Source organism: Pseudomonas sp. PME37.24/006 (assembly GCF_055556635.1).
Genome location: NZ_JBVHNL010000003.1, coordinates 86,596 through 112,692 on the forward strand (window position 1 = coordinate 86,596; position 26,097 = coordinate 112,692).

The 26,097-nt window shown below is 62.5% G+C and carries 19 protein-coding genes and 1 pseudogene; 5 read left to right on the forward strand and 15 right to left on the reverse strand.

Annotation, left to right across the window (positions count from 1 at the left end; translation table 11 throughout):
• Positions 1–170: 170 nt before the first annotated feature.
• From acpP to ACZ3GY_RS11300, 6 genes are all read right to left on the reverse strand, one after another.
• The gene (gene acpP / locus ACZ3GY_RS11275; RefSeq protein ID WP_225833212.1) at positions 171–407 is read right to left on the reverse strand and encodes an acyl carrier protein; all 237 of its coding nucleotides are present in this window, start codon (positions 405–407) and stop codon (positions 171–173) included.
• A 192-nt stretch (positions 408–599) separates the two neighbouring features.
• On the reverse strand, positions 600–1,343 hold the full coding sequence (gene fabG, locus ACZ3GY_RS11280; protein WP_465910089.1) for a 3-oxoacyl-ACP reductase FabG: 744 nt from the start codon (positions 1,341–1,343) through the stop codon (positions 600–602).
• Positions 1,344–1,358: 15 nt separating this feature from the next.
• On the reverse strand, positions 1,359–2,309 hold the full coding sequence (gene fabD / locus ACZ3GY_RS11285; protein ID WP_465910090.1) for an ACP S-malonyltransferase: 951 nt from the start codon (positions 2,307–2,309) through the stop codon (positions 1,359–1,361).
• Positions 2,310–2,408: 99 nt separating this feature from the next.
• Positions 2,409–3,425 (reverse strand): phosphate acyltransferase PlsX, encoded by a 1,017-nt coding sequence (gene plsX / locus ACZ3GY_RS11290; protein WP_465910091.1) that lies wholly within the window; start codon positions 3,423–3,425, stop codon positions 2,409–2,411.
• Positions 3,426–3,428: 3 nt separating this feature from the next.
• Positions 3,429–3,611, reverse strand: a complete 183-nt coding sequence (gene rpmF, locus ACZ3GY_RS11295) for a 50S ribosomal protein L32 (protein WP_025167420.1) — start codon at positions 3,609–3,611, stop codon at positions 3,429–3,431.
• 12 nt (positions 3,612–3,623) lie between these two features.
• On the reverse strand, positions 3,624–4,151 hold the full coding sequence (locus ACZ3GY_RS11300) for a YceD family protein (RefSeq protein ID WP_225833221.1): 528 nt from the start codon (positions 4,149–4,151) through the stop codon (positions 3,624–3,626).
• A 111-nt stretch (positions 4,152–4,262) separates the two neighbouring features.
• Between ACZ3GY_RS11300 and ACZ3GY_RS11305 the strand changes: the two genes are divergently transcribed.
• From ACZ3GY_RS11305 to ACZ3GY_RS11315, 3 genes are all read left to right on the forward strand, one after another.
• On the forward strand, positions 4,263–4,841 hold the full coding sequence (locus ACZ3GY_RS11305; RefSeq protein WP_465910092.1) for a Maf family protein: 579 nt from the start codon (positions 4,263–4,265) through the stop codon (positions 4,839–4,841).
• Between the two features lie 277 nt (positions 4,842–5,118).
• Entirely contained in the window at positions 5,119–6,063 is a 945-nt protein-coding gene (locus ACZ3GY_RS11310) for an aliphatic sulfonate ABC transporter substrate-binding protein (protein WP_465910093.1), read from the forward strand.
• A gap of 66 nt (positions 6,064–6,129) precedes the next feature.
• Positions 6,130–6,264, forward strand: a complete 135-nt coding sequence (locus ACZ3GY_RS11315; RefSeq protein ID WP_465910094.1) for a hypothetical protein — start codon at positions 6,130–6,132, stop codon at positions 6,262–6,264.
• Between the two features lie 354 nt (positions 6,265–6,618).
• On the opposite strand, the gene recD is transcribed toward ACZ3GY_RS11315, so the two are convergent.
• From recD to recC, 3 genes are read right to left on the reverse strand one after another with little or no spacing between them, the layout of a single operon-like run.
• A complete protein-coding gene (gene recD / locus ACZ3GY_RS11320) occupies positions 6,619–8,643 on the reverse strand; it encodes an exodeoxyribonuclease V subunit alpha (RefSeq protein ID WP_463565327.1) in 2,025 nt (674 codons plus the stop codon).
• Positions 8,640–12,275 carry an exodeoxyribonuclease V subunit beta gene (recB, locus tag ACZ3GY_RS11325; protein WP_465910095.1) on the reverse strand — a complete coding sequence of 1,212 codons (3,636 nt, stop codon included), beginning with the start codon at positions 12,273–12,275 and terminating at the stop codon, positions 8,640–8,642. Before recB ends, recD begins: the two co-directional genes overlap by 4 nt.
• A complete protein-coding gene (gene recC / locus ACZ3GY_RS11330) occupies positions 12,272–15,721 on the reverse strand; it encodes an exodeoxyribonuclease V subunit gamma (protein WP_465910096.1) in 3,450 nt (1,149 codons plus the stop codon). The genes recB and recC overlap by 4 nt, the downstream gene beginning before the upstream one ends.
• 324 nt (positions 15,722–16,045) lie before the next feature.
• On the opposite strand from recC, the gene ACZ3GY_RS11335 reads away from it, so the two are divergent.
• Positions 16,046–16,888 (forward strand): prohibitin family protein, encoded by an 843-nt coding sequence (locus ACZ3GY_RS11335; protein ID WP_465911014.1) that lies wholly within the window; start codon positions 16,046–16,048, stop codon positions 16,886–16,888.
• Positions 16,889–17,194: 306 nt separating this feature from the next.
• Here ACZ3GY_RS11335 and ACZ3GY_RS11340 read toward each other — a convergent pair whose 3' ends face one another.
• Positions 17,195–18,058 carry a methyl-accepting chemotaxis protein gene (locus ACZ3GY_RS11340; protein ID WP_465911015.1) on the reverse strand — a complete coding sequence of 288 codons (864 nt, stop codon included), beginning with the start codon at positions 18,056–18,058 and terminating at the stop codon, positions 17,195–17,197.
• Positions 18,050–19,117 (reverse strand): annotated as a pseudogene (locus ACZ3GY_RS11345) (methyl-accepting chemotaxis protein); the annotation flags it as partial. The pseudogene ACZ3GY_RS11345 and the gene ACZ3GY_RS11340, both read right to left, overlap by 9 nt.
• A 333-nt stretch (positions 19,118–19,450) precedes the next feature.
• Between ACZ3GY_RS11345 and ACZ3GY_RS11350 the strand changes: the two are divergent.
• Positions 19,451–19,639: a chaperone modulator CbpM gene (locus tag ACZ3GY_RS11350; protein ID WP_465910097.1), complete on the forward strand. Its 189-nt coding sequence runs from the start codon at positions 19,451–19,453 to the stop codon at positions 19,637–19,639.
• A 35-nt stretch (positions 19,640–19,674) separates the two neighbouring features.
• On the opposite strand, the gene ACZ3GY_RS11355 is transcribed toward ACZ3GY_RS11350, so the two are convergent.
• Genes ACZ3GY_RS11355 through ACZ3GY_RS11370 form a run of 4 tightly spaced genes read right to left on the reverse strand, consistent with a single transcriptional unit; the run spans position 19,675 to position 26,054 of the window.
• Positions 19,675–20,688 carry a Fic family protein gene (locus ACZ3GY_RS11355; RefSeq protein WP_465911016.1) on the reverse strand — a complete coding sequence of 338 codons (1,014 nt, stop codon included), beginning with the start codon at positions 20,686–20,688 and terminating at the stop codon, positions 19,675–19,677.
• Positions 20,688–24,164, reverse strand: coding sequence for a DEAD/DEAH box helicase family protein (locus tag ACZ3GY_RS11360; protein ID WP_465910098.1), 3,477 nt, complete (start codon positions 24,162–24,164; stop codon positions 20,688–20,690). The genes ACZ3GY_RS11355 and ACZ3GY_RS11360 overlap by 1 nt, the downstream gene beginning before the upstream one ends.
• A 1-nt stretch (position 24,165) precedes the next feature.
• The gene (locus ACZ3GY_RS11365; RefSeq protein ID WP_465910099.1) at positions 24,166–24,408 is read right to left on the reverse strand and encodes a 3'-5' exonuclease; all 243 of its coding nucleotides are present in this window, start codon (positions 24,406–24,408) and stop codon (positions 24,166–24,168) included.
• Positions 24,369–26,054 (reverse strand): UvrD-helicase domain-containing protein, encoded by a 1,686-nt coding sequence (locus ACZ3GY_RS11370; protein ID WP_465910100.1) that lies wholly within the window; start codon positions 26,052–26,054, stop codon positions 24,369–24,371. Before ACZ3GY_RS11370 ends, ACZ3GY_RS11365 begins: the two co-directional genes overlap by 40 nt.
• Between the last annotated feature and the right edge of the window lie 43 nt (positions 26,055–26,097).

Here is a 26,097-nt window from a genome sequence, read left to right on the forward strand (position 1 = left end):
CAAGCCATTGCACAGGCAGATTGATCATCCGGCGATTGGCTCGAGGTGCAATTTCACCCGAACAGACAAACGCCATCGGCGCTTCTCTTGCGGCTACAGCGAACCGTCAAAGAAAAGCCGCACGCCTTTACAGACGTGCGGCTTTTCCAATTCGGGAAACGACGAACTACTTACTGCGCGTGCGTAGTAACGTAGTCGATTGCTTCCTGAACGGTGGTGATCTTCTCGGCTTGTTCGTCCGGGATCTCGGTCTCGAATTCTTCTTCGAGAGCCATCACCAGCTCAACGGTGTCAAGAGAGTCGGCACCCAGGTCTTCAACGAAAGAAGCGCTGTTGGTTACTTCTTCTTCTTTCACGCCCAGTTGCTCGGCAACGATTTTCTTGACGCGTTCTTCGATGGTGCTCACGTGTTGTCACTCCTATTGGACAAATCCAGCCAGCTGGTTGTGCCGGCAAGTGTATAGAAAGGGTTTTCGGCTTTTCAAGCTGAAAGCCGATGGCAGCCACGGAAATACCTCAACGACCCTTCATGCAAACCAGCAATTTTGCTACCAAGTTTGTATCGAATCGAAGACGTTCGCCGATGGCATCGCCCGTATTCAGCTCATGTACATCCCGCCGTTCACAGGGATAGTAGCCCCTGTGACGTAAGCTGCACCATCGGAAGCAAGGAAAGAAACCACGTTGGCGATCTCTTGTGCCTGCCCCAAACGGCCCAGCGGAATCTGTGTCAGCAGCGCTTCACGCTGTGCTTCCGGCAATTCACGGGTCATATCGGTATCGATGAAACCCGGTGCCACCGCATTCACGGTAATCGAACGCGAACCAACCTCACGAGCCAGCGCACGACCGAAACCTTCGAGGCCAGCCTTGGCCGCTGCATAGTTCACTTGGCCAGCGTTGCCCATGGCACCCACCACCGAACCGATGTTGATGATACGCCCGAAACGCGCCTTGGTCATACCGCGAAGTACTGCCTTCGACAAACGATAGAGGCTGTTGAGGTTGGTATCAATGACGTCATACCACTCATCGTTCTTCATGCGCAGCATGAGGTTATCGCGGGTGATGCCAGCATTATTGACCAGAATCAGCACCTGACCGAAGTCTTTCTGGATCTTTTCCAGAGTGGCCACAACGGATTCGTCGTTGCTCACGTTAAGCATCAGGCCAGTGCCTTCGATGCCGTTTTCCTTGAGGGTCGCAGCGATGCGCTCGGCACCCGCCTCGGACGTAGCGGTGCCGATGACCACAGCGCCCTGACGACCCAGCTCCAGGGCAATCGCCTGACCAATACCGCGGCTTGCGCCAGTGACCAGTGCAACCTTACCTTGCAGACTCATAGAATTCTCCTTTGTTCAGGACTGTACGGCGGCCAGTGCGGCACGCGCAGCGGCAAAAGCTTCAGGGGTGTCGAGGTTGTGCGTGTTGACGCCCTTGACACAGCGCTTGTTCAAACCCGAAAGCACCTTACCCGGGCCACACTCGACCAAGTCGGTAACGCCCTGCTCGCTAAGGCGAACCATCGACTCGACCCAGCGCACCGGGCTGTACAGCTGAGCCAGCAGGTCGCGCTTGAGGGTGTCCAGATCGGCCACTACAGCTGCACTGACGTTCTGCACCAGCGGAATCTGTGGGGCTTGCCAGGCGATGGCGGCGACGGACTCGGCGAAGCGCTCGGCAGCCGGGCGCATCAGCTCGCAGTGCGACGGCACGCTGACCGGCAACGGCAGCGCGCGCTTGGCGCCACGCGTCTTGCAGGCCTCGACGGCGCGAGCCACGGCTGCGGCAGAACCGGCGATGACCACCTGGCCCGGCGCGTTGTAGTTCACTGCACTGACCACGTCGCTCTGAGCCGCTTCGGCGCAGGCAGCTTGCACGTCGGCATCTTCCAGACCGATGATCGCCGCCATGCCGCCCTGCCCGGCCGGCACGGCCTGCTGCATCAGCTGGCCACGCAGCTCGACCAGCTTCACAGCCTCGGCGAAACCGATGGAGCCGGCAGCGACCAGCGCGCTGTACTCACCCAGGCTGTGCCCGGCGACGAACGCAGGGCGCGCGCCACCTTCGGCCAGCCACAGACGCCACAAGGCGATGGAGGCAGCCAGAATGGCGGGCTGGGTCTTGTCGGTCTGATTGAGCTGCTCTTCCGGGCCTTGCTGGGTCAGTGCCCACAGGTCATAGCCCAGGGCGCTCGAAGCTTCGCCGAAGGTATCGAGGATCAGCGCGTGCTCTGCGCCGTGTCCGGCCAACATGGTCAGTGCTTGCGAGCCCTGACCGGGAAAGACGAATGCGAGGGATGCAGACATGGAACGGTTCCCTTAGTGATCTTCTCGTCGAAAAATTAACGCCTACCCTCGGCAAGCGCTGTAAAACTGAAATTTTGGATGGCTGCCCATCCTAAGCGGTCACATATTACGGATTAAGTGCTCGATCCGACCACTCAGTCGCTGCGGCAAATCTTCCTGCACATCGGTCATTGCCCGGCGAATGGCGCTCTTTATACCATCCGGCCCGGCACTGCCGTGACTCTTCACCACAACGCCCTGCAGGCCGAGAAAACTCGCGCCGTTGTGCCGCGCAGGCGCCAACTCGCTGCGCAAACGCCGCAACAGCGGCAACGCCAACAGGCCGGCGACACGCCCCAGCAGCGTGCTGCGAAACAGCGCCTCGAGCCGCGACACAATCATGGTCACCAGCCCTTCGCTGGACTTCAACAGAACGTTGCCGACAAAACCATCGCACACCAGCACATCGGCATCGCCGTTATACAGCCCGTCACCTTCGACAAAGCCGATATAGTTAAGCCCCTCAATACCTTCGAGCAACGCAGCAGCCTGCTTGACCTGCTGATTACCCTTGGTTTCCTCGCTGCCGACGTTGAGCAGACCGACACGCGGTGAAGCCATGCCCTGTACCTCGGCAGCCACCGACCCCATGATCGCGAACTGACAAAGATGCTCGGCTGTGCAGTCGACGTTAGCGCCGAGATCCAGCAGATAACAGACACCGTTGCGATTGGGGATGGCCGCGATCATCGCCGGACGGTCGATGCCCGGCAGAGTCTTCAGTACATGCCGCGACAGGGCCATCAGGGCACCGGTATTGCCGGCACTCACGCAGGCATGAGCCCGCCCATCACGCACCATTTCGAGCGCCACACGCATGGAGGAGTCCGGCTTGCCACGCAAGGCCTGAGAAGGACGCTCACCCATATCGATGGACTCGGCAGCGTGCTCGATTTGCAGGCGAGAACGATCGACACCGGGGATACCAGCGATCAGATTTTCTATAAGAGAGGCTTGGCCGACGAGAACCAGGTGCAGCGAGGGGAATTCAGCCAGACAGGCGATGCTGGCCGGAACAATGCAGTGGGGACCGAAGTCCCCACCCATTGCATCAATCGCGATGATCGGAGCGGACAAGATTTACTCGTCAGCGCCCTTGTCGATCACTTTGCGACCACGGTAAACGCCTTCCGGCGATACGTGGTGACGCAGGTGAACTTCACCGGTGCTCTTCTCTACGGACAGAGCGTTACCCTCGAGCGCGTCATGCGAACGACGCATGTCACGGGCGGAACGGGATTTTTTGTTCTGCTGAACAGCCATACTAGTAAACTCCTAAACGTTTGGGTCACGCTTTAACTGTGCCAATACACTGAACGGGTTGGACCGCGTCACCCCGTCCTCGCTCGATTCGGGCTCATCAAGGCCCGCCGGCTGCTGGCAATCTTTCGGGTCATGTGCCGGCACGATGGGCAAAGCGAGCAATAGCTCATCTTCGACCAAGGCCAACAGATCCAGAGGATCCTCACCCATTTCCAGTACGTCATAGCCTTGCGGCACGGACTGGGTATTCGCGCCTTCCTTCACCACAGCGTAATGACACTCACTGAGGATCGGTAAGGTGACCTGATCCAGACAACGCTGGCAAACCATCTTGACTTCGACCTCCAGCTGGCTGTGTATGACCACAGCATGACGCTCGTCACGCTCGAAAGAAAACTTCGCGCGCACGTTACCGCCATTATCGGCAAGAGGGTCGCAGAGCCTCAACAAATCGGCTAGCGGTAACTCACCCTGGAGGGTGGCACCACGATCGGCGAGTTTGCGTGGATCAACGTGAGGTGGAATCGGGCCATTTGACATAGGCGCCGCATTCTATGGATGCAACCATGCGCTGTCAAAGGAAATTCTGCCTGTCCAGCATCTTTGCCGACAGCTAGAATTCTGCGCCCGTTCCGCACAAGGTCAACGCCGATGTCATCTCTGGTTCTCGCCTCCAGCTCACCCTACCGCCGCGAGCTGCTGAGCCGTCTGCGCCAACCCTTCGAGTGGGCTGCGCCAAGTATCGATGAATCGCGCCGGTCTGACGAGTCCGCCGAGGCGCTGGTACGCCGCCTGGCCAGGGAGAAAGCCCAGGCACTGGCAGGGCGTTTTGCTTCGCACTTGATCATCGGTTCCGACCAGGTCGCCGTGCTCGATGGGCAGATACTTGGCAAGCCGCACGATTATAAGCGCGCCCACGCACAACTCAGTGCAGCCAGCGGCAAGAGCGTCAGCTTTCTTACCGGCCTCGTGCTGCTCGACAGCCGCGACGGTTCCTGCCAGGTCGATTGCGTTCCTTATACGGTGCATTTTCGCACCCTGAGCGCCGAGCAGATAGAGCGCTATCTGAAAGCCGAAGAGCCCTACGACTGCGCCGGCAGCTTCAAGGCCGAAGGCTTGGGTATCAGCCTGTTCCGCAGCACCGAGGGCACTGACGTCAACAGCCTGATCGGATTGCCACTAATCCGCTTGATCGAGATGCTGGATGTTGCCGGCGTACAGGTGCCCTGAAATGCTTTCTTACAACTACTGAAACGCCTCGCCACGCCCTCTTTCGCTCCTCCACAAATACCGGCATTGCGCCAGCTCAAGGCTTTCAGAGCGGCGCGAATGCTGGAGCGTCGGCCTGCCTGCAATTGCATCTAAGCTAATTCCTTTAAATTATTGGCTTCGTATTTTTTAGATCGCCTAGTTTGCCTCTACCGGATCACCGGACACCCTGCTGAACCCAGACCGTCCCGTGACCCGCCTCAATCAGTGGCTGGCCACGCCATTGATGAGGCTTACCATGTCATTGCTCCGTCCCGCGCTGCTCGCCGCCAGCCTGCTGCTCGCCCTGCCCCAGGCTCACGCTGAAAACCTGCGCATCGGCTACCAGAAATCTTCGACCCTGATCAGCATCCTGAAAAGTCAGGGCACGCTGGAGAAGGCGCTGGCCGATCAGGACGTGACCATCAGTTGGCACGAATTCCCCAGTGGGCAGCCGCTGCTGGAGTCGCTGAACGTCGGCAATATCGACCTGTCCGCGGACGTCGCCGATACCGTGCCGGTGTTCGCCCAGGCAGCCGGCGCCGAGCTCACCTACTTTGCCCAGGAAGCCCCCTCGCCGGGTGCTCAGGCGGTGATCGTTCGCGAAGACTCGCCAATCAAGACCCTCGCCGACCTCAAGGGCAAGCGAATCGCCGTCACCAAGGCCGCCGGTAGCCACTACCTGCTGATCGCCGCACTGGCCAAGGCCGGCCTCAAATTCAGCGACATCCAGCCCGCCTACCTGACACCCGCCGACGGCCGCGCCGCCTTCGAGAACAAGCGCGTGGATGCCTGGGTGACCTGGGAACCCTTCCTCAGCGGCGCCCAGCAACAACTGCCGACCCGCACCCTGGCCGATGGCGAAGGCCTGGCCGACTACCAACGCTATTACCTGACCAGCACCCGCTTCGCCAAGGCCAACCCCAAGGTGCTGGAAACCGTATTCGCCGAACTGGAAAAGACCGGCGACTGGGTACGCAGCAACCCTCGTGAGGCCGCCGAACTGCTTGGCCCGCTGTGGGGCAACCTGGATCCGGCCATCGTCGAGAAAGCCAACGCACGCCGCAGCTACCAGGTTCGTGCGGTACAGCCTGGCAGCCTGAAAGAGCAGCAGAAGATCGCCGACGCCTTCTACAAGGAAGGCCTGCTACCCGCGCCGGTCGACGCCGTGGACGTCGCCACCTGGGCGCCAGAGAAGCGCTGAGTCAAAAGGTGCATTAAACCGCGCTGACTAGGCGCACGGGAAACGCTGCGCAACTTCGTCGGCGGCATGCTTGCCCTCGGCTGCACCGTCAGCACCCTGCTCTCCGGCATCATGGCCGGCGCCGCCTCCGGCTGGCTGTTCGCCGTGTTCTGCTTCGTCGGCCTGATCGCCATGCTGCGCCTGCGCAGGGTGATTGGCTAGAGATGACTCTTGAGCATGAGTCGGTGGTGGGCTGAAGCCCACCCTACTCCCCAGGGGCATGAACTGTAGGGTGGCGCTTTAGCCCACCAAAACCATTCAACACCGACGGTGGCTGGCGGTTCAACGCATGCGGTTCGGAGCGTCGGGTTGTTGGCGTTGTCGGTGGTGGGCTGAAGCCCACCCTACTCGCCAGGGGCATGAACCGTAGGGTGGCGCTTTAGCCCACCAAAGCCATTCAACACCGACGGTGGCTGGTGGCTGGTGGCTGGTGGCTCAGAGCATGCGGTTCGGGGCTTTGGGCTGTGGGTGTTGTTGGTGGTGGGCTTAAGCCCCACCCTACTCGCTGTTGGTGGGTTATGTGCTCAACCGCTCCCATAGCCCGCTGCGGCGTTCGACGCGGCGCCCGATGGCGGTTTCGAATACGCCGGCGCGGCTTTCGATGAGGCTGAAGCAGTCCCGGGCGCGGGTGATGCCGGTGTAGACCAGCTCCTTGGTCAGCACCGGGTTGAGGTTATCCGGCAGTACCAGGGCGCAATGGGCGAACTCCGAGCCCTGGGATTTGTGCACGGTCATGGCGAACACGGTTTCCACAGCGCCGAGGCGGCTGGGCAGGATCGAGCGCAGGCTGCCCGACCCGTCATTGCGCGGGAACACCACGCGCAAGGCCGAGCGCAACGGGCCGCCCGCCTCCAGCGCCGGCTCGGGCAAGCGCAGGGCGATGCCGATATCGCCATTCATCAAGCCCAGCCCGTAGTCGTTGCGCGTGACCAGCACCGGCCGGCCTTCGTACCAGCCATGCTCCTGTTCGATCAGCCCACGCTGCAGCAGCGCATGGGCGATGCGCCCGTTGAGCGCCTCGACGCCCCAAGAGCCCTTGCGTACTGCACACAGCAGTTGAAAACGATCAAACGCCGCCAGCACCCTCGCGGCCCAGGCATCCCAGCGCTCCTCTCCATCGGAAAGCCCAGGGCGCTGATCACGGAGAATGCTCAGGTAGTCGGCGTAGCCCACCGGGCGTTGCTCGCCACCTGGCAAACCATCGAGCAGCAAGCGTTCGAAGGCACGATCCTGCTCACCCGCCAGGCGTAGCTGGTGCAGATCCCCGCCACCGGCGGCCAGCACCTCGCGTGCCTCCATCGCAGCACCACGATTCACCGCCAAGGCCAGACGCCCGATACCGGAACCACCGGCGAAGCGCCGGGAATGGCGGAGCATAACGATGTGCTGCGACAGCGCCCGCTCTCCCGTCAGCAGTTGCGCATCATCAATCCGCTCGCCCGTCTGCCGTGCCAGCCACTCGCCGGTCGCATGGCTGTAACCGCCTGCCTCGGCATCACGGCACAAATCACCGAGCACCGCGCCCGCCTCCACCGACGCCAGCTGGTCCTTGTCGCCGAGCAGGATCAGTCGCGCATGCTTCGGCAGCGCATCGAGCAGATTGGCCATCATTTCCAGGTCGATCATAGAGGCTTCGTCGACCACCAGCACATCCAGCGGCAGCGGGTTGGCGGCTTGATGACGGAAATGCCGACTGTCCGGCCGACTGCCCAACAGACGGTGCAGGGTGGTGACCGTCTTGGGGATCTGCTCGCGCACCGTTTCGCTGACGGGCAGCGTCGCCACTTGCGCACCGATGGACTCGGTCAGCCGCGCCGCCGCCTTGCCGGTAGGCGCCGCGAGGCTCAGGCGCAACGGTGCGCCCTGATCCAGCGCGGCCGCCTGCAGCAGGGCCAGCAGGCGTACCACAGTAGTGGTCTTGCCCGTGCCGGGGCCGCCGGTGATCAGCGTGAAGCGCCCCCGTGCCGCCAGGGCGCAGGCCAGTTTCTGCCAGTCGGTGAGGCGCTGACCGCCCAGCTCCAAGGGCTCGGGAAACAGCACTGCCAGGCGCTGAGCAAGATCGGCCGGCGCATCCGCCGGGGCCTGCAAGCGCTCGCCGATATCAGCAGCGACGCTGCGCTCGTAATCCCAGTAACGGCGCAGGTACAGGCAGGTGCCGCGTAGCACCAGCGGCGCGACCTCATCCTCGGCATCATGCAGCAGCGCGCTGTTCGCGCAGGCCGCCAGCCAGGCATCGGTACTCAGACCGGCCAGCACTTCGGAAGGCAGCAGGCTGACGCCCTCGGCGTCCTCGCCTTCCGGCGGCAGCGACAGCGCCGAATCCGGATCGGCCAGGGTGGTCTGCAGGTCGAGGCACACATGCCCCTGGCCCAGTTGATGGCTGGCCAGCGCCGCTGCCAGCAGCAGCAAGGGCGATGCCTCGGGATCGAGTTCGGCGAAGAAATGCGCCAGGGTACGATCCAGCTCGCGCAGCCAGCCGCGCTCGCTCCAGGCGGCCAGCAGGGCGAACAGACCGTCACGATTGTCGAGCATCGGCGTCATGCCAGTACCTCCACGGGCTCGCCGAGAAACAGCGCGTCCAGTTTTTCGATCAGCGCCCGCTCCGGCCGCGCCAAATATTGCCCGGCCCCCGGCGCGCGCAGGAACAGGTACAGCGCGCCGCCCATGTGCCGGTCGTAGTCGTAATCGGCCAGGCGCAGCCGCAAGTGGCGATGCAGCGCCAGCACGTACAGCACGTACTGCAGATCATAACGGTGGCTGGCCACGGCAGCGCTCATGGCCTCAGCGGTATAGGCCTGCTCGTCGGCGCCCAGCCAGTTGGACTTGTAGTCGACCACGTAGTAGCGGCCCTCATGCTCGAACACCAGGTCGATAAACCCCTTGAACATGCCATTCAAGGTATCCGGGCTCAGTTGCGGGCGCGCCACGCCGGGCATTTCAGCGCGTTGCACCAGCGCATCCAGACGCAGCACGTCGACCCGGCGGGCCTCGAACCAGAACTCCAGCTCCGCCTGGTATTCGCCCAGGGTCGCCAGGCTCACCGACTGGCCGTTACCCAGCGCCATGGGCTGCACCAATAGGCCCTGCAGCCACAGCCACAGCGGCTCGATCCAGGTTTCCATGCCACGCCGCTGGCAACGCCGCGCCAGGTGTTCGCGCAGCACATCCGGCGCCGCCGCCATCTCCGCGAAGCCTTGCGCCGCAGCGATTTCCAGCAGGCCATGAAGGAAGGTGCCGGGGTTCGGCCCGCGCGGAAAACGATGCAAGCCCTGGGCGGAGACCGGAATCTGCTCCAGCGCCAGTGCCGGGCGCTCGTCGTCACTGGCGATCTGCACGGCCGAGCTGTCCGGGGACACATCGTCGTGGCGATCGACCGTACTGGCCTCGCCCTCCTCCATGCGCAAGGCACTGTAGGAGGCGATCCACCAATGCTCGGCAGCACGACGTGATGGCGTGCGCCACTGCGGCTCGAAGGTGTCGGCATCCTGCGCGCGGTATGGCTGATCACTGGCCTCGGGAGCCGGCAACGCCACGCAACGTGGCGGATCGGCCAGCGGGCTCAGCCAGTCGATCAGTTGCGCGCTTTGCGCCAGTGGCTGCCCGCCACCGAGCAGATAACCAAGGGCGCAGTGGTGCAGGCGCGAGGTCTTGGCGGTGCCGATCTTCAAGTCCGCGATACCCAGCCAGCAGGCGTGCTGGGCGCGGGTCAGTGCCACGTAGAGCAGGCGCAGGTCTTCACCCAGGCGCTCCTGCTCGGCCTGGGCCAGGCTGGCCTCGTCGGGCTTGAGCAACAGCCGGCGGCGCTCGCCGTCGTGCACCTGCACCGGTTTCTTGTCGTCCAGCGGGCGGAAGGAACAGATGAAGGGCAGGAATACCAGCGGGTATTCCAGGCCCTTGGATTTGTGGATGGTCACCACGCGCACCAGCGCATCGTCGCTTTCCAGGCGCAACACCTGCTCCTCGGCAGCCTGACCGCGCCCAGCCAGGGACTCGCCAAGATGACGGATCAGCGCCAGCTCGCCATCCAGTTCGGCGGCGGCCAGCTGCAGCAACTCGGCCAGGTGCAGCAGATTGGTCAACACCCGCTCGCCATCGGGACGGCTCATCAGCCGTTGCGGCAGGCCGAAATCCTGCAGCAATTGGCGCAGCATCGGCAGCACGCCCTGGCGCTGCCAGCGCTGCCGATAACCACGGAATTGCATGACTCGCGCCTCCCAGAAACGCTCGTCGAGGTTCAGCTGTTCCAGCTCGGTGAGGCTCAGGCCCAGGGTCGAACTGGCCAGTGCCGCGCGCAGCGGGCGATCCTGATCGGGCTCGGCGCAGGCGCGCAGCCACAGCAACAGGTCATGGGCTTCCACGGTATCGAACACCGAATCCTTGTCCGACAGGTACACGCTGCGTACGCCACGCATGGCCAGCTCGCCACGAATCGCCTGGGCTTCCTTGAAGTCGCGCACCAGCACGGCGATATCGCTGGGCTGCAGGGCGGTCAGCGTGTCGCCTTTGATGAAACCAGCACGTTGCTGCTGGCCAAGCACCAGTAGGCGGACGATCTCGCTCGCCGCGCTGGCGGCCAGGGCGTCCAGATAACGCCCCTTGGCGACCGCCTCGTCGCTGGGCAGGTGCCAGAGATTGAGCGCCGGCTGCGCCTCGCCCTCGACCGTCCAGACTTCCTTGCGCCCCTGAGCGCCGACCGCAATGAACGGCAGGTCGTCACGCAGCAGAAAGGCGCCCTGCCCGTCCTCACGGGACTCGGCCAGCTGGAACAGCCCGTTGACCGCCTCGACCATGTGCTCGCTGGAGCGGAAGTTGGTGTCCAGGTTGTAATGCCGCCCGGCGGTGGCACGCCGTGCACGCAGGTAGGTGTGGATGTCCGCGCCGCGGAAGGAATAGATGGCCTGCTTGGGGTCGCCGATCATGAACAGGCCGCAGTCGTCGCGATTCGCCTCCACCTGATACAGGGTGTCGAAGATGCGGTACTGCAGCGGATCGGTGTCCTGGAACTCGTCGATCAGCGCCACCGGGAACTGCTGACGTATCACCTCGGCCAGGCGCGGGCCGCTGTCGCTCTGCAGGGCGTCGTCCAGGCGGGTGAGCATGTCGTCGAAACCCATCTCGGCGCGCTGGCGTTTCTCGCGGTCGAAGCGCTGGCGGATCCAGGCGGCGGCGTGGCGCAGCGCGGCATCGCCCGGTGCGGGCAGCCCATCGAGCTGCGCCTTGAGCGCGGCCATGGCATCCAGTGCTGGATGCGCAGGCGGCGCCCCCACCTTCCAGGCCTCGGCCAGGCCGTGCGGGGTCAGCCGCGTGAAGCCGGTGCCGATATCCAGCACTTCATCATCGCCCAGGGCCCAGGCGCGCAGCTTGTCGAACCAGGGCACGTAGAAACGCGCCTGCAGCTTTCTGGCATCGACCTGCTTTCCGGCCGCCGCCTGGTCGAGCAGGCCCTGCAACTCGTCGGCCCAGGCTGCCCAGGGTTGCTTGAGTGCGATCAGCGCGCGCTGACGCGCCTGCAAGGTTCCATCCAGCAGATCGCCCAGCGCCAGGGCGGCGCCATCGCCGTCCTCGCCGAGCAGCGGGCGAATGCGCATGCCCAGCTCGTCCGGCGCGCCCCAGTTCTCCGCCACCCATTCGAGGGCCAGGCCCTGCAGCGGGTAGCAGTGCTGGCGCCAGTAGTCGCGCACCACTTCGGCGAGCAGCTCGCTGTGGTCGGTTTCCAGGGTCTGGCTGAACAGGCTGCCGCTGTCGAAGGCGTGCTCGCGCAGCATGCGCTGGCACCAGCCGTGAATGGTCGACACCGCCGCCTCGTCCATCCACTGCGCGGCCAGCTCCAGGCGCCGGGCGCACTCGGGCCATTGGTCGGAGGCGAAGTCGGCCTTCAGGGTGGTGAGCAAGGCGTCGCCTTCGGCATCACCGCGAAACACCGTGGCCGCCTGCACCAGGCGCGCACGGATACGGTCACGCAATTCACGGGTGGCGGCGTCGGTGAAGGTCACCACCAGAATCTGCGGCGGTAGCAGCGGCTCGCGAAAGGCGGCTTCACCGCCATGCTGGAGGATCAGGCGCAAGTACAGCGCCGAGATGGTGTAGGTCTTGCCGGTACCGGCGCTGGCCTCGATCAGGCGGCTGCCGTGCAGCGGAAAACGCAGCGCCAGGGGGCGTGTAGGCTGGCTCATGGCTGGTCGTCCTTGAGTTCGGCAATGTCTGCATCGAGCAATGATTTGTAGAGCACGGCGCCCCAGTGGGCGAACTGACCGTTTTGCAGCAGGGCGTCGAAGCCCGGGTACTGGCGGGCCAGGCTGGCGCTCTGCTGCACTTCACCGGTGACCAGGTGGCCACCCTCGTAGACCTTGCGCGCGGCATCTATGGCCTTGCCCTCATCCTCGTCCTTGTCGAGCTGGGCGAACCAGGCCGCGACCGTTCTGATCGCCACCGGCAGCGGTGCCTGCATGCCCTCGGCATAGGCTTCCAGCCACTGGCGCAGGATACGCTCGCCCTCGGCCTGAGCCAGCGGCTCGAAGGCCAGGCGCACGTCTTCGGCGACCAGCAGGGTGGTGAGTGGATGCCCACAGGCCGCGGCCACCACATGGCTGACCCACGGCCTGAGCAGGCGATGCCACTTCAGCGAGCGATCCTTGCGCTTCAGGCCCCCCGCTTGCAGCTCCAGGTGGGCCAGGGCGTCGCCGGCACTGCGCAGTTCACCGAGCCAGTCTTCGAGTTCCAGGCCGGCATGGGCGAAGCTCAGGCGAATCGGCGACGGCAGACGATCGGGCCAGCGCGCCAGCAGGGCCTCGTAGCCGCGCAGCTGCTCCGGCATCGGCTCGAGCAATTGCGCGCGCAGACGATCACCAAAGCCCGCCACCGGCAACAGACCGCTGCGCTGGATGCGCCGCGCGGCCCGCGTCAGCGCCGCGTCGACACCTTGGTTCTCTTGCAGCGCCAGGGCTGCAGCCTGCAGCAGCTCCTGCTGGATCTGGTGACGCTGCAAACCATCCAGGGCGAAGGGTTCGCTATCCAGCTCGGCCTGCTCGGTTTCGTCCAGGTGCACCTTGAGGCGCACGGTGAAGAAGTGCTTCACCGGGTCGCGCAGAAAGCGCTGCAGTTTTTCCAGATTGAGCGCGGCATCCGCCAGGTAGGCACCCAGCGGCTGGTCGGCGGGCTGAGCCAGCGGTGCACGGTGCGACGCAGCCCACTCGTGCACATAGCTGAACAGCGGCCCCCTGCCGGAAAAGTAACGGCGGCTGAAGGGTTGCAACGGGTGTTCGGTAGTCAGGGCGTGGAGCAGATCGCCGTCGTCCGCCAGGCGCCAGGCGCTGGCCAGGTGGTCGCGCAACTGGCCGATCAGTACCGAAGGCGGTCGCTCGGTGTTGTCGCGAATGCTGCGCCCTACCCAGCTGATGTAAAGGCGCTCGCGCACCGCCAGCAGCGCTTCGAGCAGCAGGTAGCGATCGTCTTCACGGCGCGAGCGATCGCCAGGGCGGTAGTCGCCGCCCATCAGGTCGAAGTCCAGCGGCGCCTGGCTGCGCGGGTAATCGCCATCGTTCATGCCCAGCAGGCACAGGTGACGAAACGGGATGGCGCGCATCGGCATCAGCGTGCAGACGTTCACCGCGCCCGCCAGGAAGCGCTGGCTGAGGCCACCCTGGTCGAGCCCGCCCAGCCAGGCCTCACGGACCACGGCCAGCGGCAGGGCTTCTTCCAGAGACGCCGCTTCGCAGAGTTCCAGCCAGCTCTCCAGCGCATCCTGGGCCTGGTTGCGCAGTACTTCGTCACGCTCGTCCTGGGGCAGGAAGAAGTCGTCCAGCAGCGCTCGCAAACGCTCGCCCCAGGCCACCGGCAGCAGCGTCTCGGCAAGGCTGTCGCAATGCGTTTCCAGCACGTCCAGCAGGCGCGTCAGCGGGCCGATCAACGCAGCATCCAGGCCGCCGATCTCGTCGTAGGGCTCGATGCCCGCACGCGCGCCAGCACCGCCCACGGCGTAGCCGAGCAGCATGCGGCGCAGGCCGAAGCGCCAGCTGTTCTGTTCCAACCCGGCTCCCAGGCCAAGGCCCTCACGCTGCTCGGCATCCAGCCCCCAGCGCACGCCAGCGCCCTCCAGCCAGCGGCGCAACACCGACAGCTGGTCTTCGGGAATGGCGAAACGAGCGCGCACCGCGGCTACGTCCAGCAGGTCGAGAATCTCGCTGACGCTGAAGCGGCTGTCCGGCAGACGCAGCAGATGCTCCAGGGCTATCACCAGCGGCTCCTTGCCGCGCAGCCCCTGATCCGCCAGGGTGAAGGGAATGAAGCGCGGATCGTCACTGGCAAACTGGCCGAACACCGCGCGGATCTGCGCCGCATAGCTGTTCACATCGGGCACCATGACGATGATGTCCCGCGGGCGCAGCGTCGGATCCGCGCTGAACGCCGCCAGCAGATGATCGTGCAGCACCTCCACCTCACGCTGGGCGCTATGGGCGACCTGGAAGCGCAAAGACTGATCCTCTACTGGGTCGACAGCGGGCCAATGCGTGCGGCTCTCTTCTACCGGGCGCAGGTCGAGAATGTCGCTTTGCAATTGGCCGAGCAGCGTGCTCTCGTCCGTTGTGCTGAACAGATCGATGCGCTCGAAATGCTCGCGGTAGCGCTGCGGCTCGTCGTACTGATCGAGCAGATTGATGTAGTCGCGGCCCTGCTTGCCCCAGGATGCCAACAGCGGCTGGCCATGCTGATGCAGCTCCACCGCGTCGAACAGCCCCAATTGGCCGACTTGCCCAGCCTGCCCGCCCACCTTGCGCTTGTGCCGACGGTACTCGTGGCGCAGCAGATCCTTGTCTTCGACGATATCGCCCCAGTGGTGCTGCGACGGGTTCTGCACGTAGAGCATCACCTGGCTGAAGCGTGCCATGGCCGCCAGCGCCTCTAGCATCTGCGCCGGCAGCGAAGAGATACCGAAAACAGTAACCCGGCGTGGCAGGCCACGGGGCGGCGCATCCAGCTCGGCCAGTTTGGCGACGAAACGCGGATGCACGCCCGCGCGGCTCTGGGACAGGTGCTCATCGCCGACATCCGCCAGCAACGTGCGCCACAACAGCGGTTGCCACAACGCGCTTTCGTCAAGTTCATGCACACCGCCACGGGCCGTGCGCAACTGATCGCGCCCTTCGGCCCAGTCCGCCAGCCAGTCGGCGCGGTACACCTGGTACTGGTCGAACAGATCGGCCAGGCGCTCGGCCAGTTGGTGGCGCTTGCGCAGGTCGGCATCGTCCGCCAGGAAGCGCCGCAACGGCGCGAAACAGGGCTCGCCCAACAAGCTCGGCAGCAGGCGCATCAGCCGCCAGGTCAGCGGTGCCTTGTCCAGCGGCGACTGCTGGGGAATCGCCTCGCTGCCCAGCACGCTGCGGTACGCCTGCCAGAGAAAGCGCGCCGGCAGGCTCACATCCGTGGCCGCCGCAATGCCGCAGCCCTCCTGCTCGGCCAGGGCCAGCTTGAGCCACTGGGCGATGCCGTTGCTCTGCACCAGCAGCACTTCGTTCTCCAGCGGCCGTAACGGATACATGCGCATCCACTCCAGCGCCAACGCCCGCAGTTCCTCGAGGCGATTGCCATGGATCACGATCAGACCGGGGTTCAGCGCCGACATGGATGGGGTTCCTGAGTGTGCAGAATCAGATCGCGAATGATGACAGAGCGAAGCGTCGACGTGTGACGCGCAGGCCGCGTGATCGGCTAAAAATCGGCGGCGACTTTCAGCGAGACGCCACCCCGCGCCGAGCAACAGGCCCAACGACTGTGCGCTCCTGCTCAAAAAACACGGCTGGCCTGCGAAATGTGGCCGATTGCCAAAGGATTTTGTGTCCGCCGCTTACTGACGACTGTCTAGCGTTCAGACATCAACATGGCCTGGCAGGTAGCCGGGCCGCGAGTAAGGGGAAGGACGTTGGAAAAGAATATGGGCGCCACGTACATGAAGCAGGGCGTTATCGCCGGATTGGTATTGGTCGTACTGATCGCGGTTGTCAGCAGCTTCTACACTGTCGACGAAAAAGAGCGTGCAGTGGTGCTGCGCAATGGCGCGTTCATCGAAGTCGCTGACCCCGGCCTGCACTGGAAAATCCCCTTCATCGACAGCGCGAAAGCCATCTCCGTGCAGAACAACGCCACCAAGTGGGACAAGCTGCAGGCCTACAGCCGTGACCAGCAGGCCGCGACGCTGTCGGTTTCGGTCAGCTGGCACGTGCCGGCTGGCGAAGTGGCTGCGGTCTACAAGGGTTACGCCGATCTGGACGGCCTGCTGGCCAGGGCCATCAGCCGCCACGTGCCGACCCAAGTCGAAAATGTCTTCGGTCAATACACCGCCGTCAACGCCGTACAGCAGCGTGGCAAGCTGGTCACCGATATCGCGGCCGCCATCAAGGGCGCGATCAGCGGCCCGGTGGTGATCGACAGCGTACAGGTCGAGAACATCGACTTTAGCGATGCCTATGAAAAGTCCATCGAAGAACGCATGCGCGCCGAAGTCGCGGTAAAAACCCGCGAACAGCAACTGGCAACCGAACAGATCCAGGCGCAGATCGTCGTCACCCAGGCCCAGGCAAAAGCCGACTCGGCTCTTGCCGCCGCCCGTGCCGAGGCGGAAAGCATCCAGCTGCGTGGCGAGGCAGAAGCCAAGGCGATTGATGCACGTGCTCGCGCCCTGGGCAGCAACCCGGGCCTGGTCGAACTGACCAAGGCCGAACGTTGGGACGGCGTATTGCCGACCACCGTACTGCCAAGCGGTACCCTGCCATTTATCGAAGCCAGGAAGTAACGCCCTACCGCTGCGATTGGTAGCCACGGGCAGACGGGCCTTTAGAGGCCCTTCTGTTCATCCGCACATCGCCGGCTACGAGCTCCTTCCCGGAGCTGCGTCAGCACGGTATCGAACACCTGCCATCCACGCCGACAGTTCCAGCCGAGAAACACGCGCGGAATCAGCTGGTCGCGGCCGTGCGTCTTAGCCTCATGCAGCACAAGGCGCACGTCACCGCTTCGCCCTACAACGCAAAAGGCCGCTGCCCGGGTATCGGACAGCGGCCTTTTTTCACGGTGCCTGGCGTCGAAACCCGCCAGGGCGCTACACGCGGAAGTGGCTGACCATCATCTGCAACTGATTGCCCAGACGCGCCAGCTCGATGCTCGATGCCGCGGTCTCCTCACTGGCCTCGGCGGTTTGCTCGGAGATGTCGCGCACGTTGACCACGCTGCGGCTGATCTCCTCGGCCACCGCACCCTGTTGCTCGGCAGCCGCGGCGATCTGCTGGTTCATCGCCTGGATGTTGGACACCTTGCGGGTGATCATCCCCAGCGCGTCACCGGCCTTGCGGGTCAGCGCCACGCTGCTGTCGGTCAGCTCGCGACTGCCATGCATGATGTTTGCAACTTGCTGAGTGCCCTGCTGCAAGCCGGCGATCAGACCTTCGATTTCCTCTGTGGACTTCTGCGTACGCTGAGCCAGCCCGCGCACCTCGTCAGCCACCACAGCGAACCCACGCCCCGCTTCACCGGCGCGTGCCGCCTCGATGGCCGCATTCAACGCCAGCAGGTTGGTCTGCTCGGCCACCGCTTTGATCACGTCCATCACGCCGCCGATCTTCTTGCTCTCGCTTTGCAGCTCGCTCATGGCATCGGTGGAACGGGTCACTTCAGCGGCTAAACGATCGATCTGCGCGATGGCTTCCGCCACCACACGATCCCCCTGGCTGGCCTCATGATCCGCATCGGACGCCGCCTGGGAAGCCTCGGCAGCACTGCGCGCCACCTCCTGCACCGTGGCCGACATCTCCTGCATGGCTGTGGCCACCTGATCGGTTTCCACCTTCTGGCTGTTAACCCCGGCGCTGGTCTGCTCGGTCACGGCCGAGAGCTCCTCGGCAGCGCTGGCAATCTGCGTAACGCCGTCACGAATGCCGCCAATCAGCTCACGCAAGGTGCTGCCCATGCGCTGGATACCTTGCTGTACCACACCCAGCTCATCACGACGGCTGACCTGCAGGGTGTGGGTGAGATCACCACTGGTGATTCGCTCCACCGCTTCGAGGGTTTCCTGCAGAGGCCGGGTGATCTGCCGGGTGATCAGCCAGGCGGCGAGAATGCCCACCAGCAATGCCAGCAGCGTGGCGCCGATCATCATGCGGTTGGCAAACTCGGCGTCGCGGTCACGCAGCGTAACCTGCATCGCCAGCAGCGCATCGCTGCCCGTTACGATCTCCTGTACCTGAGCGGTCATGGCATCGCGTAACTGCAATCGCTCGGCGGTTGCCGTGCGATAGGTGCCCAGCAGACTGCGGTAGGCGGTGACCGTGGCCTCGAGTTGCTGGATCTGCTCACGGTAGTCGCTGGCGAATACCGAATTCAGAGCGTCGAGCCCCTGATCGAGCCGGTCGATCTGTTGGTTCAGCGCCTGCTCGGTACGCTCACTTGTATCGGCGGTATAGCTGAGCACACGGTAACGCAGGGTCTGTACATCATCCTTGGCGCGGGCGATTGCCTGGTAACGCGCAAAGCCCGCTTCGTCGCCAGCGGCAGTGCGTGACACTTCGTCGATGACGCGATCAATCAACTCGCCGGCCCGATCCGCCAGGTCGACCATTTCGGTACGGGTCTTGTTGGCGGTGTCATAAGCACCACGCGTTTTATCGAAGGCTTGCTGGTACTGCCCCATCAACTCCACCTGCTGCTTGATCAGGCGAACGTTCTCCGGGTTCTGAAAGTGCGGCAACATTTCCTGCTGCCGCTGAACGAGCGTGCGGATACGCTGCTGTACCTTCTCGGCGTCAGCGGGAACACCGTTGCTGACCAGGTACTGCAGGCGCGCGATGCGCAGATCGGTCAAGGTGTGCGCCAGGTCGTTAACGTCCGTCATACGTTCGCTGCGCTGCACCACGCTGCCCAGGCTGGTCCAACCGACGATGGCCAGGGCCATGGTCAACAAGAGCACAAGGCCAAACCCCAAGGCCAGTTTCATGGTGACACTGATATTGCCAAACCACGTATTCATGGATCGCTCCAACTACAAAATTCAAGTGATCAGGAAACTGGAGACTTATTCTTGTTGAGCCAGCCCGCACTCCAAGCGCGGTTCTGAGACGGCATCCCAGCCGGTGTCGCGATGATTCACCCATCGAACTGACGATGCTGTGATGCTCGCCAAGCGAGCGATATCACTTTGATATTGCACAGACGTGCCGGCGTGTGGCTTGGTTCAACCTAAATCGCAATTGGCTGGAAAAGTGATAAGTAGCCTGATCATGCAATCTTCACGAGCCCTGCCAGAGCGCCAAGCTGCCACAGACCGTGCTGTTGGAAATCATCGAACACGGCGTGCGGCCCGATGCCGGAACAGTGGCTGTTCGAGCCCCGTGCCGCGGCCATCGTCAAGCGCGCGTTTCGTTTGCGACTCGAACTGCAAATTGAACGGGCTGGTATCGCCCTGGCACTGCAGTTACTCAACGAACGTGAACAGCTGCGCGCCGAAAACAGCCACCTATGTCGACGTTTGAGCCGCTTCGATCATCTGTAGCGCTCATCGCCGACTGAGATCAGGCACTACGCTGCTTAATCCAACCCCAGCTGAACGCGCTTACCCAACGGCGTCAGGTAATAACACTGCAAACGACTGTTGGGTTTCTCCGGCCGAGTCATCGCAATCAACCCTGCATCCAATGCTGGGCGCAGATAGCGCTCACGAAAAGACTTACGATCGGTCAAGCCCAGTGCAGCTTGCAGCACCTCACGGCTAACCTCGCCGAGCACATGCCTGAGTAGCTCAACGACTTGGGGGGTGACTTGGGGGGTGACTTGGGGGGTAATACTGAGCATCGCACCACGCAGCATGCTCAACATGAACAGAATAAACGGCGCGCTATCCGCTTGCTGGGTGCTCTCATTGATAGCCGCGTAATACTCGGCTTGATGCGCGTGCACCAGGCTTTCTACCGGCACATGCGCGAACAGTGGCTGCCAACGGCTCAGAATCAAGGTTTGCCACAGCCGCCCCATACGCCCATTACCGTCGGCAAAGGGGTGGATAAACTCGAACTCATAGTGGAATACGCAACTGGCAATCAACGGAGGCTGGTCGGTTATCTCCAGCCAATGCAGTAGGTCGCACATTAGTTGCTTCATGCGATTGGCCGGCGGAGCCATGTGCACCACCTGCCCCCCCTTCATTACACCCACACCGCCTTGGCGGTAATGCCCAGCATCGTCGATCAGGCCTTTCATCAGCAGTGCGTGAGCATCGAGTAGATGCTGTTCACTGGTTGGCTGCCAGGCCTCCAACTGCTCGTATACCGCCAGGGCATTACGCGCCTCCTGCACGTCCTTAGGTGGCGCGATGATGTGCTTACCGTCGAGAACCGCGGTAATCTGCTCCTCGCTCAGCGTATTACCCTCAATGGCCAGCGAGCCTTGTACAGTGCGGATACGGTTGATCCGCCGCAACAGCAAAGCATTGGCATGCTCCGGCTGGGCGCTTAACCGGCCGACGCTTTGCGCAATCTCCGCCACCAACGACAGAATGCTGCCGTTAAGCGTAAAGGGCGGCTGATAGTTCGCCTTGTTCATCATCACGCTGCCGCACTGCGCTTGATGGCCGCGATCACTGCCACAATCGCGTTGGCATCGGCGTCGCCAAAGGCACCGTCCAACCCTTCATGGTGCAGCGCGGTGAACGGCGGTTCATAGAGTTGGCCGGCCTCCATCACGCCCTGCCGGGTAAGGCGTTCGATGATCATTTCCACAAAGCGAATCTGCTGGCTGCTGTAGCGGTTCTCGTCGAGGAATTGGCCGAAAGCTTCTTTAGCGGCGTTGCGATCCAGGCCTACCAATGAGCGGATCAGCAGGGTCAGTGGCTGGTCAGCGCCATAGCACTGCTCGAACTGCTCGCGGCTCTGCACCGGCTCCGACTCGTAGACAAAATGCTCCAGTTCGCTGAGGTCACTCGGCGTCAGCGGTCGATTGAATTTAAGCTTGGCGATGGCCATGTGGTTCTCGTTGGCGCGGATATAGGCCTCGACCTTTTTCTTGTACTGCACAAGGTTGATGCCGGTGTTGAAGTCTTTCAGATTGACCACCACCGCCTCGCCAATCTCGTCGTTCAAGACGCTATACACCGGATTACTCGGACGACGCTCGATAAACTTGATCAGCTCGCGCATCTTGCGGCGCAGTTGCTCAAGCATTGGCAGGCGGATGTCCTGCCAGTACTCATCGGTTTGCACGTCCTGGAGTAACGCCAGCTCGGCGTGCACTGCCGGAATGCTCTCCATCACCTCCAACTGGCTGGCCAGCTCGACCACCTTGTCGCGATAAGTGATGAAGTCACTAGTCGAACGCAACAAAGCCAGCTGCAGGTTCAGGCAGACCAGATCAAACAGCTTGGCGGTGATGTGCTCAGCCGCGCGCTCACTCGGCAGCCCCGCGACATGGCTACGCAGATCGCCCAGCGCCGACTCATCCAGTGCATTCCAAACCTCCCGCTCGGCAAAACGACTCACGTGCTCAAGTTCGGTACGCACGATGAAGTTATCCTGGTTCATCGCCGCGACTTCGTCGTGTAGCTCGTTGGTCAATTCCGTGCGCAGTTCGACAAATACATCGTACTGGCCGCTGGTTTCCGCCAGCGGCCCAGGCTCGCGAACGTTCTTCGACGCCAACAGCGACAGCAGATCCAGCCGCGCCTTGAACAAGCGCTTGCCCAACGGTTCAGCCACACCGCCCAATGCGCCCTTGGGGTTTTCGTTGAAGTATTCGAAGTTGGCGCAGAAATCGAAGATGGCGAACTCACGCTTGCTCACGCCTGGCGCAAACAAATCCGGGCACAGGCGCGTGCCACGGCCGATCATCTGCAAGAACTTCACCTTCGAGCGCACGGCCTTGAAGAACACCAGGTTCAGCACCTGCGGCACATCGATGCCGGTGTCGAGCATGTCCACCGAAATGGCGATCTGCGGCAGCTTGTTGAGCTTGCTACTGAAGTCATCGATCAGAGTCTGCGCATAGCTCACCGCATGGGTGACTACCCGCGCAAACTCGCCATTGAAATGCGGATAGTGATGATTAAAGCGCCGGGCGATGAATTCGGCGTGCTTCTGGTTCACCGCAAAAATAATGGTCTTGCCGAGCTTGTCGCCCCCTTCAACTTTGAGGCCGTTCTGCATCAGGTGCTTGAGCATCAGGTCAACGGTGGGCTCATTGAACAACTGCTTATTGACCTCAGAGGCCAGCACCTCAGTAGGTGCATCGCCCTCGGCGCTGTAGTCCCCCCAATCCAGTGACTCCCAGTGCTCTTTTTCAGCATCGCTGAGCTGGTCGTAACGGATGCCTTCGCGCACGAACTTGATCGGCACCGAATATGCCTTGGGCGGCACCAGATAACCGTCCTCCACCGCCTCATTCAGGCCGTAGGCATCGGTCGGCACGCCGGTTTCCAGGCCGAACAGATGATAGGTGTCGCGATCCACTTCGTCGCGCGGCGTGGCGGTCAAGCCCACCAAGTAACTGTCGAAGTAACGAAAGATCGCGCCGTACTTCTGGTACACGCTGCGGTGTGCTTCATCGATCACAATCAGGTCGAAGTGGCCAACGCCGTACTTGCGACGGTCACCTTCCATCTGCTCGATCAAGCCCATCATGGTCGGGTAGGTACACAGATATACCCGTCCTTGGCCGCTCTTATCGGTAACCAAGTTGACTGGACTGCAGTCCGGCAGAAATTCTTTGAAGGCATTGGTGGCTTGCTTAACCAAAGCCACACGGTCAGCTAGAAACAGCACGCGCTTGACCCAGTTGCCGCGCATCAGCAGTTCGATCAAGGCAATCGACATGCGCGTCTTGCCGGTGCCTGTGGCCATGGTCAGTAAACCGGCGCGACGGCCCTGGCTGAGTGATTCGCTCATCGCGCGAATCGCCCGGTGTTGATACGCCCGCTCGACAATTTCGCTATTGATCGGCAGCTCGCTCAAATCGGTTTGCAGGCTGCGCCGCTGAATCGCCAGCTCCAGCTCTTCGCGGGTATAAAAGCCCTGCACTTCCCGAGGCCCCGAACGGCAGTCGTCCCACAGCTCCGTATGGGTGCCGTTACTGTAATAAAACAGCGGTCGCTGGCCTGTCTCGGCCTCCAAGCAATCGGCATACAGCTTGGACTGCTGCTGCCCTGCAGTAATGTCTTTAAGACTGCGCTTAGCTTCTACTACCGCCAGCGGTTTGCCATTGGCACCCCACAGTACGTAATCGACAGAGCCTTCGCCCTTCACGTTAGGCATGCCGCTGACCGGCACCTCGGCGTCGGCGTTCTTACCTAACTCCCACCCAGCCTCGCGCAGCAGCACGTCGATAAACAAACGGCGGGTGTCGGCCTCGTCGTAGTCGTGGGTGTCCGGAACCGCGATATTGGCGGCCTTGGCTTTGGCCAACTCGGCACGGGTGTCGGCCAAAGAGGCAAACGACAAACGCAGAATCGCCTCACGCTCCGCTGGCAACGCCGTCAGATCAGAGATAGCAGCTTCTCGCGCCTCCAATTGCGCATGCAGAGCGGCGATCTGCTGCTGGAATTTAGCTTCCTGCTTTTTCAGCTCTTCGCGAGTGAAAGCAGCAGCCTCAGCGACGCTGACCAATCTGGGGACACGCTTTTCGTCAAATTCAGCAGCAATACTTTTCGGATCGCTGGCGCGGGTATAGGTACGCGCCAGCCAGAACAGCAGATGAAACAGCTCGCGCACCAGCTTCATCGCATCACTGGAGCTAATCGGCTGATTGGCGTGCACCGCCTGATTACCAAACTTCTGAATCAGCCGCGCCTTCTGGTGGATCTGCGGCGGTAGCAAGCGCACGAACTCCACCTGGGTCAGCAACAGATTGAGGCCGTTGTCGTAAGGCATGCGCAGGTCGCGATCATGCTCGTACAGCCAATGCACCGCTTGCTCCAGGGCATGGCGGGTACGCATGCAGCAGGCACGCGGGTCGGAATACACCAGTTGTTCCGCGCCCTTGGCAGGCTCGAACAGGGTTTTGAATTCGGGAATGAGAAATGCAAAGTTGCTCATATCAACCAGCTGCCTTCTGTGAGTCCATATCGTCCAGGTGCTGGCGCACGCTGCCGATTGAGTCCTGAATTCTGCGGGTAAAGCTGGACGGCTCGCGGTAGGTCATCACCAGCCGATCAATCGCGCGGGTCATGGCCACATACAGCAAGCGCGCCTCGTCGACTTCGTCTTCACCCTTCTTCGGCATTTCACCCAGGTTGGGGATCAGCACCAGGCCGAACTCCAGGCCTTTACTCGAATGCATGCTGACGATCTTGACCGCCTCCTCGCTGCCATACAACGTGCCACGGCCTTGGCCGATTGGCCCGAGGCGAAGGCGATGCCGGCCTCGCTCAAGGCCCGTTCGATACGTTGCGCCTGGGCGGTGCTGCGATAGATCACCGCCATATCATCCAGCGCGCGGCCATGGCCTTGTTCATCGCGGATACGCTCGACGATGCAGTTGTGCTCCTGCCAATCAGACTCACAGCGCAGCAGCTCGGGGAAGGCGCCACGCCGGCCCGCGCTTTGTGGCGCGACGATGGGCACGCCATCCTCAGAGGCATCGCGGGCAGTCAACAGCTCCATAGCAAAGGCCCGCGCCACCGACAGCACCTCCACGGTATTGCGGTAGTTCAGGCGCAGGATGGTGGTGCGGCCCTGGGCCTGAATGCCGACACTGGCAAAACTGAAATCCATGCCGCTTTTACCGCCCTTGCCGCGATAGATCGACTGCGCATCGTCATACAGCACCAGCAGCGAATTGCTCTCCGGGTCGATCATCTGCACCACCAACTTGAACCACTCCGGCTGGAAGTCATGGCCCTCGTCGATCAGCACCGCGGCGTATTGCGCGCGGGGGATCTGCCCCCGGTCGACGCCATCGATGGTGTTCTCGACCATCTGCGCCATCTTTGCACTGACCGACAACTTATGATCCGGGCGATCGACGTTAAAGGCGGTAAGCATGTCCGAGCACCAGGCGTGGAAGTTACGCACTACTACCTTTTCGCTCAAGCCACGCTCGGCCAGCACTTGCTGCAAGCGGCCGGCCAGGGACTTGTTGTAGCACAGCACCAGCACCGGCTTGCTCGACACCTGCGCCAGGTGCGCACAGCGATAGCCGAGGATCATGGTCTTGCCGCTGCCAGCCGCGCCGTGAATCACTCGATGGCCCTCGCCCAGCGAGCGCGCCAGTTGCTCCTGCTGCAAGTCCATCACCTTGATCAGGCTGGGCAGCGGCGCGTCCTGCTCGGCAAATAAACCGAACTGCCCCGGCAGTGCATTGACCCGCACCTCGGGGTACAGGTGATAACGCACGCGGTCGATCTGCGGCAGGCTCAACTGGCAGGGGAAAACGTGGTGGAACATGTCCCACAGCCGTTTCTGGAAGACTTCGGCGTCGACCGTTTCGGTCATTTCATCCTGAAACAGCACCTGTTGCGGGTTGAGCACCTCGGCCAAATCCGTGCCCTCGAACTGCTTGCGGGTAATCGCGGTCAGCACCACGCCCCAGCCGAACGGCATGATCAGGTTGCCGGCGCGTGGTGAACCGGCGGGCTGTTTAAGCGCCGCATCGCGCTGCAGCATCATCACCACTTCCATGGCGTAGGCGCGTGCCTGCATCATCGGGTTCTTCTGGGTTTTCAGCACGCCATCGGCAAAGATCTTCGCCTGGCCGCGATCCATGCTCTGAATGGTATCCATCCTCCAGTCCTTGACCTCCAGCACCAGCACCCCGCGCAACGGATGCATCAGGACAAAATCTGGCTGCAAGGCTTTTGGCCCCACTGGGATATTGAACCAGCACAGGTAGTCGTCTTCGAGCTTCTTCTCCAGGCGCTCGGCCAGCCGGCGTTCGCCGGGGGTATCGAAGCGGCAGGTGGTACGAGCGGGGAAGAATTGAGCCATTTGGGTTGCCTGTTCCTTGGCGTGCTAGGGAGCACTGGTTAGT

What these genes read in the sequence shown, in the direction of transcription:
- ACZ3GY_RS11315 (WP_465910094.1), top strand. Translation starts at nt 6,130, where the DNA reads ATGCTTGCCCTCGGCTGCACCGTCAGCACCCTGCTCTCCGGCATCATG.
- ACZ3GY_RS11370 (WP_465910100.1), bottom strand. Translation starts at nt 26,054, where the DNA reads ATGGCTCAATTCTTCCCCGCTCGTACCACCTGCCGCTTCGATACCCCC.
- fabD (WP_465910090.1), bottom strand. Translation starts at nt 2,309, where the DNA reads ATGTCTGCATCCCTCGCATTCGTCTTTCCCGGTCAGGGCTCGCAAGCA.
- recB (WP_465910095.1), bottom strand. Translation starts at nt 12,275, where the DNA reads ATGAGCCAGCCTACACGCCCCCTGGCGCTGCGTTTTCCGCTGCACGGC.
- ACZ3GY_RS11365 (WP_465910099.1), bottom strand. Translation starts at nt 24,408, where the DNA reads ATGCATTCGAGTAAAGGCCTGGAGTTCGGCCTGGTGCTGATCCCCAAC.
- ACZ3GY_RS11350 (WP_465910097.1), top strand. Translation starts at nt 19,451, where the DNA reads ATGCCGGAACAGTGGCTGTTCGAGCCCCGTGCCGCGGCCATCGTCAAG.
- rpmF (WP_025167420.1), bottom strand. Translation starts at nt 3,611, where the DNA reads ATGGCTGTTCAGCAGAACAAAAAATCCCGTTCCGCCCGTGACATGCGT.
- ACZ3GY_RS11300 (WP_225833221.1), bottom strand. Translation starts at nt 4,151, where the DNA reads ATGTCAAATGGCCCGATTCCACCTCACGTTGATCCACGCAAACTCGCC.
- ACZ3GY_RS11360 (WP_465910098.1), bottom strand. Translation starts at nt 24,164, where the DNA reads ATGAGCAACTTTGCATTTCTCATTCCCGAATTCAAAACCCTGTTCGAG.
- fabG (WP_465910089.1), bottom strand. Translation starts at nt 1,343, where the DNA reads ATGAGTCTGCAAGGTAAGGTTGCACTGGTCACTGGCGCAAGCCGCGGT.
- ACZ3GY_RS11335 (WP_465911014.1), top strand. Translation starts at nt 16,046, where the DNA reads ATGAAGCAGGGCGTTATCGCCGGATTGGTATTGGTCGTACTGATCGCG.
- ACZ3GY_RS11310 (WP_465910093.1), top strand. Translation starts at nt 5,119, where the DNA reads ATGTCATTGCTCCGTCCCGCGCTGCTCGCCGCCAGCCTGCTGCTCGCC.
- ACZ3GY_RS11355 (WP_465911016.1), bottom strand. Translation starts at nt 20,688, where the DNA reads ATGATGAACAAGGCGAACTATCAGCCGCCCTTTACGCTTAACGGCAGC.
- recD (WP_463565327.1), bottom strand. Translation starts at nt 8,643, where the DNA reads ATGACGCCGATGCTCGACAATCGTGACGGTCTGTTCGCCCTGCTGGCC.
- ACZ3GY_RS11340 (WP_465911015.1), bottom strand. Translation starts at nt 18,058, where the DNA reads ATGGGCAGCACCTTGCGTGAGCTGATTGGCGGCATTCGTGACGGCGTT.
- recC (WP_465910096.1), bottom strand. Translation starts at nt 15,721, where the DNA reads ATGTCGGCGCTGAACCCCGGTCTGATCGTGATCCATGGCAATCGCCTC.
- ACZ3GY_RS11305 (WP_465910092.1), top strand. Translation starts at nt 4,263, where the DNA reads ATGTCATCTCTGGTTCTCGCCTCCAGCTCACCCTACCGCCGCGAGCTG.